A 17,847-nucleotide genomic window follows, 5' to 3' on the forward strand; every position below is an offset into this window, starting at 1 on the left:
CGGGGGGAGGCCTAGGCGTCCAGCAGGTCGTCGAAGTCGCCGTCCTTGGCGCCCTGGACGAACGCCGCGATCTCGGCGGGCGTGTAGACGAGGGCGGGTCCCGAGGGGAACCGGGAGTTGCGGACGGCGACTCCCTGCCCCGGAAGCGATGCAACCTCCACGCAGTTGCCGTTCGGGTTGCTGCGGCGGCTCTTGCGCCAGGCGGCACCCTCGATCTTCGTGGCCTCGATGCCGTTCTCGATCTGCATGTACGACTCTCCCTACGTCACTTGCGTCCCCCGTGGCGGTTGCGACGTCCGGAAGCGTCTCACAGCTGGGCGTGCTTGCAGATGTACTTGCAGATGTACTTGCAGAAGTAAGTGCGGACCCACGACAATGCCCGTCATACCCGAGCCCGAGTCCCCAGTGGGCTCAACTCCGCCATCGGACAATGGAGTTCATGATTTTCCGTCCGTCCACAGGAGCCTCCGTGACCACACCAGGCGCTCAATTCACCACCCCTGACGGCCCGGCGGGCGACGGTCCAGGCTGCGACCACCCGCTCACCCGGCTGCTCCTGCTGCTGGAGATCGCCGATCAGCCCGACTGGCTCCGCGACCTGGCCGCCCCCGCAGGATCAGCCCCGCAGAGCCTCCGGTAGCCCGGCGGCGTGCACGATCTCCAGCCGGGACACCGCGCGGGTCAGCGCGACATAGAGGTGCCGTAGCCCCAGCGAGCCGCTGCCCGCCAGCTCGGCCGGTTCCACCAGCACCACATGGTCGTACTCCAGGCCCTTGGCGAGTTCCGCCTGCACCACCGCGACCCGCTCCGGCGCGCCTCCCGGTGCCCCGGTCGTGATCCCGGCTCCCTCCAGGGCGGCCCGCACACCTGCGGCCCGTGACCCGGCCGCGATCACCCCGACCGAGCCCGCACGCTCCAGGGCCGCGGCGACCCGCACCGGCACGGCCCGGGACAGCTCGGCAGCCGTCGCCACCCGGACCGTACGCAGCTCGCCTCCGGTGCGCAGCGAACGCGCGGGCGGCACCGACACCTCCAGTACCTCCAGCAACCGGTTGGCCGGCGCGAGCAGTTCGGACGGTACCCGGAAGCCGGTGGTCAGGGCAGTGACAGCCGCCCCGGGCGCGCCCAGATGCGCCAACTGCTCCGCCCAGTCGCGCGCCGCCCAGGGCGTCGTACCCTGTGCCAGGTCGCCCAGTACGGTCAGTGAGCCGAAACGGCTCCGGCGGGCCAGCACACGGCACTGCATGGGGGAGAGGTCCTGCGCCTCGTCCACCACCACATGCCGGAAGCTCTCCCCGGGACGGGCGATCAGCCCCGCAGCTTCGTCCAGCAGCAGCAGATCCGCCTCCGACCAGCGGGCCGTGCGCGGCGACCGCGGGCGGCGTCCCTGCCACAGCAGCGCCCGCTGCTCCTCCTCGCCCAACAGCCCGCCGGCGGCCCGGGCCAGCGCTTCCGCGTCGCCCAGCAACCCGGCGACGACCTCCTCCGGCTTCGTCCGCGGCCACACCGAGTCGAGGAACCCGGTCAGCGCCCTGGTCCGGCCCATCCGCCGCAGCCAGGCATCGCCGGGCGGCCCGGCGCGGCGCTCGGCCTGCTCCCCCAGCAGCGCCGCCGTACGGGCCCGCACCCGCTCCCTCCCCACCTCGTAGGGCGGCTGCTCCGCCAGCGTCTCCTCGACGAGCGCACGCAGTTCCGACTCGTCCAGCCGCCAGCGGTAGGAGCCGTCCGGCACCGCCAGCGGGCCGTCCGGCAGCCTGACCCGCCCGAGGAGGGCCCGTCGCAGCACCTCGGCCATCCGGGCGCTGTGCTTCAGTTCGACCACCCGCGTAGCGTCCTCGGCCCGCACCGGGAGCCCCGGCAGCAGGTCCCGCACGGTGCACTGGCGTACCCCGCTCTCGCCGAGCGCGGGCAGCACGGCCGAGATGTAGGCCAGGAAAGCCGGGTTGGGGCCGACGACGAGCATGCCGCCCCGCTCGATCCGCCGGGGATGGGTGTAGAGCAGATACGCGGCACGGTGCAGCCCGACCGCGGTCTTCCCCGTGCCCGGCGCACCCTGGACGCATATCGAGCTGTCGGGGCCCGAGCGCACCAGGTCGTCCTGCTCGGGCTGGATGGTGGCGACGATGTCGCGCATCGGCCCGACCCGCGGACGTTCGATCTCTCCGGCGACGATCCGGGAGGCGAGGGCGGGCCCGGCCACCGCTTCCGGGGGCCGGGGTCCCCCGCCGGCACCCTCCGGCAGCGGGTCCGTCAGCCGCTCGTCCTCCAGCCCGGTCAGATCCGCCGGGGTGCCGGTGCCCTCCGGCGCCCAGCCGAACCGGCGCCGGGATTCCACGCCCTGCGGGTGCACGGCGGTCGCCTGGTAGAAGGCTCGGGAGACCGGGGCGCGCCAGTCCAGCACCAGCGGCGGTGCCGAGGGGTGTTCGCTGACACGCCGCCGGCCGATGTAGTAGCGCTGCCCCCGGTGTTCGCCGGCCTCCTCGCCGCCGCGCCCCGCGCCGAGGAAGTCGAGCCGTCCGAAGAACGGCGGGCCCTCCGGCTCCCTGTGCAGTTCCGCGGCCCGGCTGCGCAGATGGCGGCCCAGGGCCTCCGCGCTCGCCCCGTCGCCGGCCACGCCCTCCGCGGCCGCCTCGCCCGAGTGCTGCCCGGTCAGTACTCCGGCGCCCTCCCGGACGCGGTCCCGGGCCGCGCTCTCCGCCGTGCCGAGCGCGGCGCGGCACAGGTCGGTATAGGCGCGCTCGGCGGCCAGTTCGGCCTGGAGCGGGTTCTCCTCTGCGGTGTCTTCCCCCGGCATGGGGCGGTGCTCCTCACTGCCCGGTCCACTGCCGGATCGGGCTCGGTACAGGTGTCGTACGTGGTGCCCGGCGTCCGGCCCTCGGGCGGTGCCCGGCGGGCCCTGCGGTACGGCCCGGAGTTCCGGTGCGGGTGGGCGGCGGCGGTGCTGGGTGCCGGTGCGGGCGCGCGTTCCGGTCCGGGCGCGGGGCCTGCCGGTACGCCGCTCCGCCCGCCCCGGGGCAGGCCGGTCAGGTGAACGGCGTCAGTCCGGTGCGCAGCAGCGCGAAGGCGCGGCGGGCGTCCTCCCCGGCCGCGGCGGACACACTGTCCGCGCTCGCGCCGTCCGCGATGCGCCGCCAGTTGGCGGTCGCGAGCACCCGCTGGCACGTCACGAGCTGCCCGGCCGCCAGCCGAGCCGTCAGGTCCGGAGCGGTGCCCGCGTCTGCGGGGCCGTCGGCCGCCCCGGCCGCCAGCGCTTCCGCCAGCGCTTCTTCCGACCGTGCGGTGTAGGAGTGCAGCCGTGCGACCAGTTCGGGGGTGCCGTAGAGCAGCCGGTGGAAGGAGAGCACCTCCGGCTCGTCGCACAGTCCGGTGACCGGGTCGCGGGCCTCGAGCCCGGCCAGGAAGTGGTTCTCCAGCGCGGTGAGCGGCGACTCCCGGGCGGGGCGCCCCGCCACCACGCGTGCGGCCTCGTCCTCGTGGTCGGCGAAGCGGTGGAGCGCCATGTCCTCCTTGGTGGGGAAGTAGCGGAAGAGGGTCGGTTTGGAGACCTCGGCGGCCTCGGCGATCTCGGACACGGAGACGGTGCCGAACCCCTTCTCCAGGAAGAGGGAGACGGCCGCGTCAGAGATCGCCCGGTAGGTGCGTTGTCGTTTCCGTGCGCGCAGTCCGGAGCCGTTTTCGCTCATGGGGCGACCGTAGCAGCAAAATGCGACTCGGTTAAATGTTTATCCTGGTTGTGTTTGCCTGCGAGGGCTCGCGGTCTGCCGCGCAGGGGAGGCGCCGCGGGCGGCCCCGCGCCGGCGCAACTGCGCCGGCGCAACTGCGCCGGCGGCGAGCCGGAACGGCGAAGAGGGGCGGCGGAATGGAACGGTGGAAGAGGGTGAAGCGGAACGCCGGTTGGGGGCGGTGAAGAGGAGCAGCGGAGGGGGGTACTCCGGAAATCGTTTCCGGGCCGCCGAAGTGCGGGCCGCGGACCCAACTGCCGCCTCGTGAAAGCCGATTCGGGGGCCGGTCCGGACAGAAGCCCAGGCGGGTGCCGGAGGACGGGTACGACCGGTTGCCGAAGCTTCTACCGCATCCGTCCCGTGTGCACCACACTGGCGGGGTACCCACGCATCGAGGCGAGGACGCGAGGAGAGGACGGACATGTCGGAGAGCAACGAGCGCCCCGCAGGAATATCCGCGCCTGCCGACGGAGTCGGCCGTGTCGTGGTCGGGGTCGACGGTTCCCCGCACTCGCTCCGCGCGCTGGACCGGGCTGCCGACGAGGCAGAACGGCGGGGCGCCGAACTGGAGGTGCTCTGCGGAGGGGTGCCCGCGCGACGCGGCGCCTACCCCGAGACGGAGGCCGACCGGGAGCGGATGCGGCAGGCGACCCGCGAGGTCGCCGACAGTGCCGCGGAGCGGGCCCGCGAGCGCGTGCCGGGGCTCACGGTCGTGGCGACCGGCGTCAGCGAACCCGCGGCGGACGCCCTGGTGGGCCGCAGTCGTACCGCGGAGCTGACCGTCGTGGGGACCCGCGGGCACGGCGGCTTCCGCGGGCTGCTGCTCGGTTCCGTCAGCCTGCGCCTGGCCGCGCACGCCGCGGGGCCGCTGATGGTCGTGCGCGGTGCCCTCCCCGAGCCCGGCGCCGCCCCCGGCGACGTGGTCGTCGGTGTGAAGTCGGAGAACGCGACGCAGCCGGTGGAGTACGGATTCCAGGCGGCGCAGCGGTCCGGTGCCGCGGTACGGGTGGCGCACTGCTGGATCTATCCGATGCTGCCCGGGGTGGCCCTGCGGCTGTCGCCGCAGGAGCCCTCCACGGAGACCAGGCGTGCCGAGCAGTTCGTGGAGGACACCCTCCGGCCGTTCCGCAAGCGGTACCCGCAGGTGCCGCTGAGCGCCGAGCAGCACCAGGGGCAGCCGGCCGAGCACCTGATCAAGCTGAGCGAGGGCGCTGACACCGTCGTGCTGGGGGTGCGGCGCCAGGCCCGGCGCCTCAGCCTCCAGGTGGGCCCGGTGGTGCACGCGGTGCTGCACCACGCGAAGTGCTCGGTGGTGCTGATCCCCGTGCCGTGACGCCCTGACCGCTGCCGATGCCTCCGGGGCTTCGTCCCCGGGGGCGCCGCGCGGCTGCCCCGCCCCGGGGTGCGTGACGTCCCGCACTCCCGGGACCGGGGTCCGGGAGTGCTTGTGCGGGGGTCGCGCCGCTGTGCGGTGGTCCGTGCCCCGGGCGGCCGGCCATGCGGAACGCGGCGCCCCGCCCGCCGTGGAAGGCGGGGGGCACCGCCCGTGCGCCTGCTCCGCTGCCGGGGCCGCTCGAAAGGGTGGGCCGGGGGCGCGGCTCCGGGCCCGTTGGAGGATCACCCGAGGTCAAGGGGGCTGATCGTGGCACTCTGTACGATGGAGGGCCCTGTGCAACGCGCGTAGAGTCCCTTCCCAGTCCTGGTCAGGACTCTGCAATGACGCACGTCGCACCAGAGAACCACGCACGGAGCCCCACCCATGGCAGTCTCCCCCGGCGTCACCGACGCCGACGGCGCCGCCTCGGCGCCCTCCTCAGCACCCGCGTCCCCGGCCGCCGCCGAGACGGCCGGCGCGCTCGACGAGACCGTCGAGACCCGCGGCATCGAGCCCGTCCCCGACCATGAGCGGCGCGGCCGGGTCCGCGAACTCTTCCCCACCTGGGTGGCCGCCAACATCAGCGTCCTGCTGCTGACCATGGGTGCCGGCCTCGTGGTCTTCAACGGTCTCAACTTCTGGCAGGTCCTGCTCGCGGCCGCCATCGCGGGCGGTATCTCCTTCGGACTGGTAGGGCTGCTGTCGGTCTCCGGCAAGTGGGGCGGCGCACCGGGGGCCATGCTCTCCCGGGCCACCTTCGGTGTCCGGGGCAATTACTTCCCCGGCATGATCCTGTGGGTGGCCCGCTTCGGCTGGGAGACCATCAACGCCGTCACCGGCGCCTACGCCGTCCTGACGGTGCTCCGGCTGCTCTTCGGCGTCCGCAGCAGCACCCCGCTGATCACCGTCACACTGCTGCTGTTCGTCGGGGTGACATTCGTGGTCAGCGGTATGGGCCGCAAGGTCCTCAACCTCTGCAACACCTGGTCGACCTACCTCTTCGGGCTCTTCACGGTGCTGGTCCTGGGCTACCTGGCCACCACCATGGACTGGGGCGCGGTCTTCTCCCGGCCCGCCGGGGGCACCGCCATGTTCATCGCGGGGATCGGCACCATCGCGGCCGGGGGGATCAGCTGGATCCCCACGGGACCCGACTTCGCCCGGTACCTGCCGCACAGCGCCGAGGGGCGGAAGATCTTCGGCACAACCCTCTCCGGCGCCCTGCTGGTGCTGGTTCCGATGGTGCTGATGGGTGGCGTGATGTCGGTCAAGGACCCGGCACTGGCCAAGACCGACGACCCCGTCTCCTTCCTCGGCGAGGCGCTGCCGATGTGGCTGGCCGTGCCATACCTGATCATCGCGCTCATCGGGATGGTGCTGATCAACAGCCTCTCGATGTACTCGGCCGGCTTCACGGCGCAGACGATGGGTGTGAAGCTGCCACGCGCCTGGGCCGTGAGCATCAACGCGGGCATCAGCCTGGTCGGCGGGCTGCTGCTGATGCTGGTCGCCAAGAGCTTCTACGGCTCGTTCATCTCCTTCCTGTCGCTGCTCGCCGTCTCCTTCTCCGCCTGGGTCGGCGTCTACGGGATCGACATGCTGCGGCGCCGCAACCGGACCGTCCGCTACGACCCCGCCGGGCTGCTCGACACCTCGCGCAGCAGCCGCTACTGGTACGTCGGCGGCTACTGCTGGCAGGCCATGACGGCCTGGGGTGTCGCGCTGCTGCTGGGCCTGGGCTTCACCAAATGCGACTGGTTCACCGGGCCGCTCGTCTCCACATGGATCGGCGAGAACGGGCTCGGCTGGGCCGCCACCGCGCTGCTGGCCGCGCTGCTCTACGCGGCGCTGCCCGTGCCCCGCGAGGGTGCGGCACCCCGGGGCGTCCCCGCACCCCGCACGGAGGAGGCGTCCGCCGGGGCGCGCCGGGACTGAGGCGAGGCACTCCCGGACCGAGCGGACCGGGACCCGGAGGGCGCGGCACCGGGCTCGCGGGGCGCAGGAAACCCGCGAGCCCGGTGCGGTGTGCGTGAATGGAGCGGGCCGGAGCGGAAACCCCGGTCCAGGGGCGGCACCCGACCGCCGCCCGCGACGCTCTCTCCGAGGAAGCCGAGGTCCACAGTGAGCAGCACCCAGGTCCCCACCCTCCTGCTGAACAGCGGAACGGAGATGCCGCAGCTCGGGTTCGGCGTCTACCAGGTGCCGGACGACGAGGCGACGGCCACCGTCTCCACCGCGCTGGAGTCCGGATACCGCAGCGTGGACACCGCCGCGCTCTACGGCAACGAAGGCGGCACCGGCAAGGCGCTCCGCGAGTCCGGCATCCCCCGCGAGGAGCTGTTCGTCACGACCAAGCTCTGGAACACCGACCAGGGCCACGACACCGCGCTGCGCGCCTTCGACGACTCGCTGGAGCGGCTGGGGCTCGACTACGTCGACCTCTACCTCATCCACTGGCCCGTGCCCGGCCGGGACCGCTACGTGCAGACCTGGCGGGCGCTGGCCGAGATCCACGACAGCGGCCGGGCACGGGCCATCGGCGTCTCCAACTTCGAGACCGACCACCTCCGGCGGCTCCTGGACGAGACGGGAGTCGTCCCCGCGGTCAACCAGATCGAACTGCACCCCCGGCTCCAGCAGCCGGAGCTGCGCGGCTTCGACGCGGAGCACCGCATCGCCACCGAGGCATGGTCCCCGCTGGGCCGCGGCAACGGCGTCCTGGACGACCCCGCGGTCCGCCGGGCCGCCGCCAAGCACGGCAAGACGCCGGCCCAGGTGGTCCTGCGCTGGCACATCCAGCTCGGCAACGTCGTCATCCCGAAGTCCGTCACCCCCTCGCGGATCAAGGAGAACATCGAGGTCTTCGACTTCGAACTGGACGGCGAGGACCTGCGCGAGATCCAGCGGCTGGAGACCGGCACCCGCGTCGGCCCCGACCCCCGCACCCTGGACTGACGCGTGTCCGCCGCCCCCACCGACGGCAGCGGGTGCGTCTTCTGCCGGATCGTCGACGGCGAACTGCCCGCCTTCCGGGTCCATGAGGACGGCGCCGTCGTCGCCTTCCTCGACCGGCGTCCGCTCTTCCCCGGCCACACCCTGGTGGTGCCGCGCAGCCACGTGGAGACCCTGACCGACCTGCCGGAGGAGTCGGTCGGCCCCTACTTCGGCGCCGTGCGCCGCGTCACCGGCGCGGTGGAGCGGGCGATGGAGGCCGAGGGCTCGTTCGTGGCGGGGAACAACCGGGTCAGCCAGTCGGTGCCGCACCTGCACATGCACGTCGTGCCGCGCAGGCGCAAGGACGGGCTGCGCGGGTTTTTCTGGCCGCGCGGCAGCTACCCCGACGAGTCCGAGGCGCGGCGCGTGGCCGCACGCGTCCGCGCGGAGCTGTGACCCGGTGCCGGTGCCGGCTGGGTGCGGCGGGCCCCCTCAGCGCAGCAGCGCCGTGACCGCCCCGACCGTGTCGGCCTCCTCCGGGCGTTTGTCCTCCCGATAGCGCACCACCCGGGCGAAACGCAGGGTGACGCCCTCGGGGTAGCGGGTCGAGCGCTGCACACCGTCGAAAGCGATCTCGACCACCAGCTCGGGCGCCACCAGCACTCCCCAGGGCTCCTCCCGGACGGCAAGCTCCCGCAGCCGCCCGGTCTGCCAGGCCAGCAGCGTGTCGGTCAGCCCCTTGAAGGTCTTGCCGAGCATCGCGAAGCTGCCGTCCGGGCGGCGCGCCCCCAGGTGCAGGTTCGACAGCCTGCCGGTGCGCCGCCCGTGCCCCCACTCGGCCCCGAGCACCACCAGATCGAGGGTGTGCACCGGTTTGACCTTCAGCCAGGAGGCCCCGCGCCGCCCGGCGCTGTACCCCGAGTCGAGCGCCTTGACGACCACGCCCTCGTGCCCGCGTGCCAGCACCTCCTCGGCGAAACCACGCGCGGCGGCACGCGCCCGCGCCGAGGCCGGATCGGGCACCGGCAGCCGCCGCACCCGCAGCTCCCCCGGCAGCACCCGGGCCAGTGCCGCGTGCCGCCGCACGGCCGGCTGGTCGAGCAGGTCCCGTCCGTCCAGCAGCAGCACGTCGAAGAAGACCGGGTGCAGCGGCAGTTCGCTGCCGGCCCCGGGGACGTCCAGCCGGGAGGCGACCCGTCCGGACACGTCCTGGAAGGGGTGGGGCCGGCCGTCCGGGCGCAGGGCGATCACCTCGCCGTCGAGGACCGCCTGCGCCGCGCCGATCCTGCGTGCGGCCTCCGCCGCCTCCGGCAGCCGGTCGGTGATCTCCTCCAGAGTCCGGGTGTAGACCCGTACGTCGCCGCCGTCCTTGTGCATCTGGACCCGGATGCCGTCCAGCTTCTCCTCGACCGCGCACGGACCGAGCCTGTCGAGCGCCTCCTCGACGTCCTTCGCGGACTGCGCCAGCATCGGCAGCACCGGCCTGCCCACCTCCAGCATGAACCCGGCCAGCGCCTTGGGGCCCTCGGCCAGCAGCGCCCGGGAGACCGCCCCGAGCGACCCGCCGAGCATCACCGCGCGCCGCACCGCTCCCGGGTCGGCGCCCGCGGCCGCGGCCAGTCCCTCCACCGCGAACGCGTCCAGCGCGCCCTGCCGCAGTTCGCCGCCGACCAGCCGGACGAGGAACTGCTGCTCCTCCTCCGTGGCCGCCGCCAGCAGCCTGTCCAGCAGCCGTTTGCGCTCGGCCTGTGCGCCCTTCCCGCTCACCTGTGCGATCCGGTCGAAGGCGGTGTCCGCGGCCGTGACGGTCAGCGACGGTTCGGCCGCGGGCGGCGGCAGTTCGCGCAGGGTGCGCCACCCGATGCCGGTACGGCGCTGCGGAAGGCGCCCCGCGAGGTAGGTGACGACGAGTGGCGCCTCGGACGGCTCGGTCCGCCCGAACAGTTCCGCGAGCAGCGTCACCTTCTCGTTGCGGCCCGCGGCCCGGGTGATCAGCGCGGAGGTCCGCGCGATGTCTGCGAGCAACATGGCACACCTCCACCCGTCTCGCGGACCGTCGGCAGGTCCGCGAGTACGCCGGGTCCGCGGGCCTCCAGGCTAGCTGCGGGACCCGTGCGGGCGCCGCAGCCGGGCGGCACGGCGAGGCCCCGGCCGCCCGGCTGCCGCTCCCGCGCCGCGGGGCGGTGACCGGCTGACGCGGTGCGGCTCATCCGACGGGCCCCCTCGGGCACGCGGTGCCGCCCGACGGCCGGAGTGGTGCCGGCGCTCACCGGAAGGGAGCATCCGGCGCGCGGGAACCGCCGCCGGTCCGCACAGTCGGAGTATGCGACTGCCTGTCATGCCCCCGGTACGCCCGATGCTCGCCAAGGCCGTGTCCGCCGTCCCGGAGGGCATGCAGTACGAGGCCAAGTGGGACGGCTTCCGCTGCCTGGTCTTCCGGGACGGCGACGAGGTCGAGCTGCTCAGCCGGACCGGCAAGTCCCTGGTCCGCTACTTCCCCGAACTCGTCGCGGCGCTGCGGGAACGGCTGCCGGAGCGCTGCGTGCTGGACGGCGAGATCGTGCTGCCGGCTGGCGGGCGGCTGGACTTCGAGGCGCTCCAGCAGCGCATCCACCCGGCCGCCTCCCGGGTGCGGCTGCTCGCCGAGCGGACGCCCGTCTCCTACGTCGCCTTCGACCTGCTGGCCCTGGGCGACACCGACGCCATGGGGGAGCCCCTCTCCGAGCGCCGCCGGATGCTGGAGTCCGTGCTGGAGGGGTGCGGCCCGCCGCTGCACCTGGCGCCGGTGACCCACGACAGCGCGGTGGCGCGGGAGTGGTTCGCGCAGTACGAGGGCGCCGGACTCGACGGCGTGGTGGCCAAGCGGACGGAGCTGCCCTACCGGCCGGGGGAGCGGGTGATGCTCAAGATCAAGCACGAGCGCACGGCCGACTGTGTGCTGGCCGGCCTGCGTCCGCACAAGAGCGGCCCCGAGGCGCTCGGGTCCCTGCTGCTCGGGCTGCACGACGCCTCGGGCGTGCTCCGGTACGTCGGTGCCTCCTCCGCGTTCCCGGCGGCGCGCAGGCGCGAGCTGATGCGGGAGCTGGCACCGCTGCGGACGGACCGCCCGGAGGAGCACCCGTGGGCTCGCTGGGCGGAGGAGGAAGCGCAGCAGGAGGGCAGGATGCCGGGCGCGCCCAGCAGGTGGAGCGGTGGCAAGGACGCCTCCTGGGTGCCGCTGCGGCCCGAGCGGGTGTGCGAGGTGGCCTATGACCACATGGAGGGCGAACGCTTCCGGCACACGGTGCTCTTCCGCCGCTGGCGCCCGGACCGCGAGCCGCGCTCGTGCACGTACGAGCAGCTCGAGCAGCCGGTGCACTACGACCTGGAGGCGGCGCTGGGCGGCTGCTGAGGCCCCGGGCCGCTCCCCGGGCGGCTCCGCAGGCCGTGTCGCGCCATCGGCCGGTGCGGGCAGGGGTGGTACGCCGGGGCGTCGAGCCTGCGGGTGCACCGGGGCGTCAGCGCGCCGAGTGCACCGGGTCGTCGGCTTCGGGGCGCGGCAGTCCGGCGGCCAGCGAGGCGAAGCAGGAGTCGAGCACCGCCAGCAGGTCCTCGGCGGGGGATTCCGGGTCCCAGGCCCGGATCGAGGAGCGCAGCACGGTCAGTCCGGCGCCGGCCAGCAGCCGGGGGTAGAGGGCGTCCGGAGGCAGTCCGGTGCGCTGGGCGACCGCTGCGGCCAGGGCCTCCGCCAGATGGCTGTTGCTGTGCAGCAGCTTGGGGACCAGCTCCGGATAGGTGCCCAGCAGCCGTCGGCGATCCCGCCAGCCGGCGTCGGCGACCAGGGCCGGGATGGCGGTGCGGAGTGTCCGGTGCACGGCCTCCAGCGGGGGCTCGCTCGCGGGGCGGGCGGTGAGCAGTTCCACGAGCTGCCCGGCCAGTCGGCGGTCCCAGTCGAAGACCGCGTCGTCCTTGGTCTCGAAGTAGTTGAAGAAGGTGCGCTGGGAGACTCCCGCGGCCTCGCAGATGTCCTGCACGGTGACGGCTGCCGGGCCGCGCTCCAGGTACATCCGCACCGCCGCGGCGCGCAGCGCCGAACGGGTCTCCAGTTTCTTGCGCTCCCGGAGCCCTCGGGCGTCGGTTCCGGTGGGCTGGGCGGCCATCTGTGCTCCCCGTGCTGGTTCCGGTCACTGCCCGTGCTGCGGTGGTTTCTACAGTAGTGCATTTTTGCAGCACTGCAGGTTTCTGTTAGCCTCTCTAATCGTTGGCTAGGCCACTTATTTTGCCGCGCCGTACGCACGAGGAGGCGGACCCTGTCCATGGCGGAACACAAGGCGGATCCGGAGCGCACGGGCGGCAGCCCCGCGGCGCTCGGCGCGACCGTACGCACCCTGGCGGAGACGCTCTGGTTCCCGGCGTTCTTCTTCACCGGCTTCCTCGTCTGCTACCTGCTGCCCTTCCACAACCCGGTGCCGCACCACGTGGACGTGGCCGTCGCCGGGCCGACGGCCCACCAGCTCGGACAGGCCCTCGAACAGCAGAGCCCCGGAGCGTTCGACGTCCACCAGGTCGCCGACGCGCAGGCGGCACACGACGCGGTCACCGACCGGGCGGCCACGGCGGGCTTCGTGCCCGACGCCGAGCACCCCCGGCTCTACGTCGCCAAGGCGGACGGCTACTCGCTCGAAGGGGTCCTCCAGAAGACCTTCACCGGCGTGACGCAGCACAGCGGCGGCACGCTCCAAGTCCACGAGGCGGCCCCCACCGCACCTGGCGACGGGATGGGCACCGGACTCTTCTACCTCGTCCTCGCCTGCACCATCCCGTCCTACATCAGCGTCATGATGCTGCTGCGCGCCACCACCCTGGGGCGCGGCAAGAAGATCCTCACCCTGATCTCCGTCGGGGTGGTGGAGAGCGTCGTCGCCTTCCTCGTGGCGCGCTCCATGGACGTGATACCGAACGACCTGCTCGCCGTTCCGCTGGTCTTCCTGATGACCCAGGCCGTCGCCCTCACCTCCTACGGGCTCGTCCCGTTCTGCAAGCAGTTCTTCCCCGGCGTGGCGATGGGCCTGTTCGTCCTGCTCAGCATGCCCTCCAGCGGCGGCGCGATCCCCGTCCAGATGGTGCCCGGCTTCTTCCGGGCCCTGCATCCGGTCATGCCGATGGGCAACCTGATCGAGGCGCTCCGCGGGCTGTTCTACTTCGACGGGAAGGACATCGGGCGACACGCCCTGGTCATCTGCGCATGGGTCGCCGCCGGGGCCGCCCTCATCGCCCTCGGCGCGTGGAAGGAGCGCCGCGCGGCCCGCAAGGAGGCGCAGGAGGAGACCGAGGAGACCGAGCCCGCCGAGCCGCCGGTCGAGGACCCGGCCTTCGAACTGCCGCAGCCCAGCGCCGTCGCCCCGCACCACCACCGGCTGGGCCTGCCGGACCCCGGGCTGACGGGGCAGGTCACCGACGAGGACGGGCGGCCGCTGGCCGGGGTCGCCATCACGGTCACCGGAGCCCACGGCAGGGAGCTGATACGCGCGATCACCGACGGGCGCGGCGAGTACGCGGTGGCCGGCCTCGCCGACCAGTATGTGAACGTCATCGCCAGCAGCCCCGACCGGCTCGCCGCCGTCGCCCGGATACACGTCCGCGACGGCCACCCGGTCCGCCACGACGTCCGGCTGGCCTCCCGGCACGTGCCCGCCTGACGCCCCCGCCGGTTCCCGTCCGGCCACCGGGTGCCACCGACGGGCGGGCGGCGAGTGACGGGGGCGGAACCGCAGGAGGACGGCCGCCCGGCGATCGCCGGACGGCCGTCCTCAAGTGCTGCTGCGGCGGCTCAGGCGCCGGGGTTCTCCCCGCCCTCCGCGGCCTGGGCCTCGGCCTCGGCGGCACGCCGCACCTCTTCCATGTCCAGCTCGCGGGCCTGGCCGATCAGGTCCTCCAGCGCGGCCTCGGGCAGCGCGCCGGGCTGCGAGAACACCAGGGTGCGGTCCCGGATGATCGCGAGGGTCGGGATCGACTGCACCTCGAAGGCGGCGGCGATCTCCTGCTGGGCCTCCGTGTCCACCTTGGCGAACGTCAGGTCCGAGTGCCGCTCCGCGGCGGCCTCGTAGACCGGCGCGAAGCTGCGGCACGGGCCGCACCAGGACGCCCAGAAGTCGATCAGGACGAAGTCGTTCCCGGAGACCGTCTCCTCGAAGTTTTCCTTGGTCAGCTCGATGGTGCTCATGCTGTCTCCTGCGGTGGGGGCATCAGGGCGGGCCGCGCCCTGGCACCGGACAACGGTCTGTGCCGGGGTCCACATTCCCCGAGACCGCTTCCGGTACAGGACATCGCACCACACCCGGGCGCGTGGCGGCGCGGCCGGGTGTGTGACCGGCGGAGATTCCCCCCCCGGGGGCGCGCGGACCGGCGGGCGTCCCCGAGCGGCCCGGGTCCCCGCACCGGTGCGGAGAGTGGTACGGCATATGCAGGGCGAAGCGGCCCGGCACCCTCCCGGCGGCCGCGGACAGACCGGGCCCGGTCGGCCGGTCCGGCTCGCGGTCCGGCCCGCGCGCACCGGGTAATCCCGTTCCGCAGGGGACATCCCGCCCCTCTCCGAAGGGCCTCCGGCATCGCGACCGATGCCCGCACGGGCGAGCCCGCGTACGTCCGCCGCAGCGGCGCCGGAGGAGCGGGGCCGGGGGAGCGGGCTTTCCGCCAACTCTGCGCACCCGCACGGAGCTCGCCGCCGCGGGCCCCGCCGGGCCCCGCATCCTCGCACTCCGTCGGCGGGCCGCACCGCCGGCGGTGCGGGCGCGACCGGTTGCGGCCCGGCCGGATTCGTGCGGTGCGGCGGCCGCGCAGGTGTTTCCCCCCACGGGAATGGGGACCGGCTCTGATGGAGGCGGGCAGCTCGCGTTCCGCCCGGCAGACCATCGGCTCGACGAGAGGTGGCGGATGACCGGCGAGGGGCACGCGTACCGGGCCGAACCGCTCAGTGAGGCGGCGGCGCTCGCCTACGTGCACGGCATCTGCTTCAAGACCGGACCGCCGCGCCGCGTCGGGGTCGAACTCGAATGGCTCGTCCGCCCGCTGCCGCCCGCCTCCGGCGGCGACACCGGGCCCCGCGCACCGCACTCCCCACCCGCCGGGGCCGCAGGCCCCGCACCGCCCCACCGGTCCGGGGCGCCGCAGCCCCCGTACCCCCACCGGCCCCCGCAGACCGGGTCCCCCCACCGACCCGTCGCCCGGGTCGGGGCAACCGCCCTCCGCGCCGCCGCCACCGCGCTGCGCGAGGTGCCGCTCTCCTCCGCGATCTCCGTCGAGCCGGGCGGACAGCTGGAGTTCAGCTCCCAGCCCGCGCCCTCACTGTCCTCCTGCGTCCGCACGGTCTCGGCGGATCTCACCGCCGCCCGCGCCCGGCTGCACCGGCACGGCATCGCACTGGTGGGCCACGGGCTCGACCCCCGCCCACCGCTCCGGCTGCTTGAGGACCGGCGGTACCGCGCCATGGAGGCGTACTTCGACCGCACCGGCCCCGCCGGTCGGGCGATGATGTGCTCCACCGCGTCCGTGCAGGTCTGCCTGGACGCCGGTACGGCCGAGCCGGGGCCGTTCGGGATGGGCCGCCGCTGGCTGCTCGCACACCTGCTGGGGGCCGTGCTCACTGCGGCGTTCGCCAACTCCCCGGCCGGCGAGGGGCCCTGGGCCGGGTGGCGTTCCGCACGGCAGGGTGTCTGGGCCGCGCTCGACGGATACCGCAACCTCGCCCCTCCCGGGGGCGGACACAGTCCCCGGGAGGCCTGGGCGCGGTATGTGCTGGACGCGCCCCTGCTCTGCGTCCGCTCCGCGCGGGGCCCGTGGACGGTCCCGGCGGACGGGATGACGTTCCGTCAGTGGATCCGGCGCAGCAGCCGCCCCGGAACCGGACCCGGCGCCCTCCGTCCGCCCCTGCTCGACGATCTCGTCTACCACCTGACCACCCTCTTCCCGCCCGTGCGCCCCCGGGGCCATCTGGAGCTGCGGATGATCGACGCGCAGCCGGGCCCGGACGGCTGGATCGTCCCGCTCGCGGTGACCACGGCCCTGTTCGACGACGCGGAGGCGAGCGAGAGCGCCTACCGGGTGGTCAAGCCGCTGGCCGAACTCACCGCCGAAGGGCCGGCGCCCCGCAACGCGCTGTGGGAGCGCGCGGCCAGGGACGGACTGGCCGACCCCGAACTGCACGCCGCGGCCCGCGACTGCTTCGGCCTCGCCCGCCTGGCGCTGCCCCGACTCGGTGCCGGCCGGCGGGTGCGGGCCGCGGTGGCGGACTTCGAAGCCCGCTACATCCGCCCCGGCCGCTGCCCCGCCGACGACCGTACGGACCCGGCCGGCGGCGGGCACAAGGGTGACCGTACGGACACCCACGGCCCTACGGGCGCTGCCGGCCGCGCGGGCACCGGCCACCGGCCCGGCACCTCCGAGACCGCCCCCGGCCAGCAGGGAGAACCATGGTGACCGCCGACCAGGGGCGCGCCGAGCTGCGCGCCCACGCCCACGAGGCCCTCACCCGGGCCCGGACCCGCACCCTGGCGCTCTCCGACTGCGTCGAGGACGCCGAACTGACGGCTCAGCACTCGCCGCTGATGTCCCCGCTGGTGTGGGACATGGCGCACATCGGCAACCAGGAGGAGCAGTGGCTGCTGCGTGCCGTGGGCGGGGAGGCGCCGCTGCGGCCCGAGATCGACTCGCTCTACGACGCGTTCGAGCACCCGCGCGCCGAGCGCCCTGCGCTGCCGTTGCTGCCGCCGGACGAGGCCCGCTCCTATCTGGCGAAGGTCCGCGGGCACGCGTTCCGGGTGCTGGAACGCGCGGAACTGGCCGGGCGCCCGCTGGAGGCGGACGGTTTCGCGTTCGGCATGATCGCCCAGCACGAGCAGCAGCACGCCGAGACCATGCTCATCACCCACCAGCTCCGGCGCGGGCCTGCCGCGCTGAGCGCTCCGCCGCCGCCCGCCCCTCCCGACGGCGCCGGCCCGCTCCCCAGCGAAGTGCTGGTGCCCGGGGGAGCGTTCACCATGGGCACCGACGACGACCCCTGGGCGCTGGACAACGAACGGCCCGCGCACCGCCGGGAGGTACCGGTCTTCTGCATCGACACCGTTCCGGTCAGCAACGCCGCCTACCTCCGGTTCGTCGAGGACGGCGGCTACGCCGACCGGCGCTGGTGGTCGGCGGCCGGCTGGGATCACGTACGGCGCAACGGGCTGCGGGCGCCGCTGTTCTGGAAGCAGGAGCACGGTGGCTGGTGGCGGCGCCGCTTCGGGGTGCGCGAACCCGTGCCGGAAGCGGAGCCGGTGATGCACGTCAGCTGGTACGAGGCCGACGCCTACGCCCGCTGGGCGGGGCGGCGGCTGCCCACCGAGGCCGAATGGGAGAAGGCGGCCCGCCACGACCCCCGTACCGGCGGCGACCTGCGCTTCCCCTGGGGCGAGGCCGAGCCCGGAGCCGACCGCGCGAACCTGGGCCAGCGGCATCTGGGCCCGGCGCCGGCCGGTGCCTACCCCCAGGGAGCCTCCCCGCTGGGTGTGCGGCAGCTCATGGGCGACGTCTGGGAGTGGACCTCCAGCGACTTCGCCCCGTATCCGGGCTTCACCGCGTTCCCGTACCGGGAGTACTCGGAGGTCTTCTTCGGCCCCGCCTACAAGGTGCTGCGCGGCGGGTGCTTCGGCACCGACCCGGTGGTGGCGCGCGCGACGTTCCGCAACTGGGACCATCCGGTGCGCCGGCAGATCTTCGCCGGGTTCCGCACCGCCCGCACTCCGGCACCGGAGGAGACCGCGTGAGCGCCGTCGGCCGGCCGGGCCGCACCCCGGAGCA

At 74.1% G+C, this 17,847-nt stretch carries 15 protein-coding genes; 9 read left to right on the forward strand and 6 right to left on the reverse strand.

Annotation, left to right across the window (positions count from 1 at the left end):
- Positions 1 to 11 precede the first annotated feature (11 nt).
- Positions 12 to 248: a DUF397 domain-containing protein gene (locus ACFYMO_RS02335; RefSeq protein ID WP_366770501.1), complete on the reverse strand. Its 237-nt coding sequence runs from the start codon at positions 246 to 248 to the stop codon at positions 12 to 14.
- 221 nt (positions 249 to 469) lie between these two features.
- Between ACFYMO_RS02335 and ACFYMO_RS02340 the strand changes: the two genes are divergently transcribed.
- A complete protein-coding gene (locus tag ACFYMO_RS02340) occupies positions 470 to 640 on the forward strand; it encodes a hypothetical protein (RefSeq protein WP_366770500.1) in 171 nt (56 codons plus the stop codon).
- Here the strand turns inward: ACFYMO_RS02340 and ACFYMO_RS02345 are convergent.
- On the reverse strand, positions 617 to 2,794 hold the full coding sequence (locus ACFYMO_RS02345) for an ATP-binding domain-containing protein (protein WP_366770499.1): 2,178 nt from the start codon (positions 2,792 to 2,794) through the stop codon (positions 617 to 619). The genes ACFYMO_RS02340 and ACFYMO_RS02345 overlap by 24 nt on opposite strands.
- 229 nt (positions 2,795 to 3,023) lie before the next feature.
- On the reverse strand, positions 3,024 to 3,683 hold the full coding sequence (locus ACFYMO_RS02350) for a helix-turn-helix domain-containing protein (protein WP_366770498.1): 660 nt from the start codon (positions 3,681 to 3,683) through the stop codon (positions 3,024 to 3,026).
- A gap of 460 nt (positions 3,684 to 4,143) precedes the next feature.
- On the opposite strand from ACFYMO_RS02350, the gene ACFYMO_RS02355 reads away from it, so the two are divergent.
- From ACFYMO_RS02355 to ACFYMO_RS02370, 4 genes are all read left to right on the forward strand, one after another.
- A complete protein-coding gene (locus tag ACFYMO_RS02355) occupies positions 4,144 to 5,055 on the forward strand; it encodes a universal stress protein (RefSeq protein ID WP_366770497.1) in 912 nt (303 codons plus the stop codon).
- Positions 5,056 to 5,481: 426 nt separating this feature from the next.
- A complete protein-coding gene (locus ACFYMO_RS02360) occupies positions 5,482 to 7,032 on the forward strand; it encodes a cytosine permease (protein ID WP_366770496.1) in 1,551 nt (516 codons plus the stop codon).
- Between the two features lie 234 nt (positions 7,033 to 7,266).
- A complete protein-coding gene (locus tag ACFYMO_RS02365) occupies positions 7,267 to 8,052 on the forward strand; it encodes an aldo/keto reductase (RefSeq protein ID WP_388543781.1) in 786 nt (261 codons plus the stop codon).
- Positions 8,053 to 8,055: 3 nt separating this feature from the next.
- Entirely contained in the window at positions 8,056 to 8,487 is a 432-nt protein-coding gene (locus tag ACFYMO_RS02370; RefSeq protein ID WP_366770495.1) for an HIT domain-containing protein, read from the forward strand.
- A 36-nt stretch (positions 8,488 to 8,523) separates the two neighbouring features.
- Here ACFYMO_RS02370 and ACFYMO_RS02375 read toward each other — a convergent pair whose 3' ends face one another.
- Positions 8,524 to 10,059, reverse strand: a complete 1,536-nt coding sequence (locus ACFYMO_RS02375; protein WP_366770494.1) for an ATP-dependent DNA ligase — start codon at positions 10,057 to 10,059, stop codon at positions 8,524 to 8,526.
- Positions 10,060 to 10,354: 295 nt separating this feature from the next.
- Between ACFYMO_RS02375 and ACFYMO_RS02380 the strand changes: the two genes are divergently transcribed.
- A complete protein-coding gene (locus ACFYMO_RS02380) occupies positions 10,355 to 11,422 on the forward strand; it encodes an ATP-dependent DNA ligase (RefSeq protein WP_366770493.1) in 1,068 nt (355 codons plus the stop codon).
- Positions 11,423 to 11,528: 106 nt separating this feature from the next.
- On the opposite strand, the gene ACFYMO_RS02385 is transcribed toward ACFYMO_RS02380, so the two are convergent.
- Positions 11,529 to 12,170 (reverse strand): TetR family transcriptional regulator, encoded by a 642-nt coding sequence (locus ACFYMO_RS02385; protein WP_366770492.1) that lies wholly within the window; start codon positions 12,168 to 12,170, stop codon positions 11,529 to 11,531.
- Between the two features lie 156 nt (positions 12,171 to 12,326).
- Between ACFYMO_RS02385 and ACFYMO_RS02390 the strand changes: the two genes are divergently transcribed.
- Positions 12,327 to 13,709, forward strand: coding sequence for a carboxypeptidase regulatory-like domain-containing protein (locus tag ACFYMO_RS02390; protein WP_388543590.1), 1,383 nt, complete (start codon positions 12,327 to 12,329; stop codon positions 13,707 to 13,709).
- 131 nt (positions 13,710 to 13,840) lie between these two features.
- Here the strand turns inward: ACFYMO_RS02390 and trxA are convergent, their stop codons facing one another.
- Positions 13,841 to 14,233 carry a thioredoxin gene (gene trxA / locus ACFYMO_RS02395; RefSeq protein ID WP_360302936.1) on the reverse strand — a complete coding sequence of 131 codons (393 nt, stop codon included), beginning with the start codon at positions 14,231 to 14,233 and terminating at the stop codon, positions 13,841 to 13,843.
- Between the two features lie 710 nt (positions 14,234 to 14,943).
- Between trxA and egtA the strand changes: the two genes are divergently transcribed.
- On the forward strand, positions 14,944 to 16,485 hold the full coding sequence (gene egtA, locus ACFYMO_RS02400; protein WP_366770490.1) for an ergothioneine biosynthesis glutamate--cysteine ligase EgtA: 1,542 nt from the start codon (positions 14,944 to 14,946) through the stop codon (positions 16,483 to 16,485).
- Positions 16,479 to 17,813: an ergothioneine biosynthesis protein EgtB gene (gene egtB / locus ACFYMO_RS02405; protein WP_388543592.1), complete on the forward strand. Its 1,335-nt coding sequence runs from the start codon at positions 16,479 to 16,481 to the stop codon at positions 17,811 to 17,813. Before egtA ends, egtB begins: the two co-directional genes overlap by 7 nt.
- Positions 17,814 to 17,847: the final 34 nt, after the last annotated feature.

This window comes from Streptomyces sp. NPDC007025, assembly GCF_042869455.1.
Classification (GTDB): Bacteria; Actinomycetota; Actinomycetes; order Streptomycetales; family Streptomycetaceae; genus Streptomyces.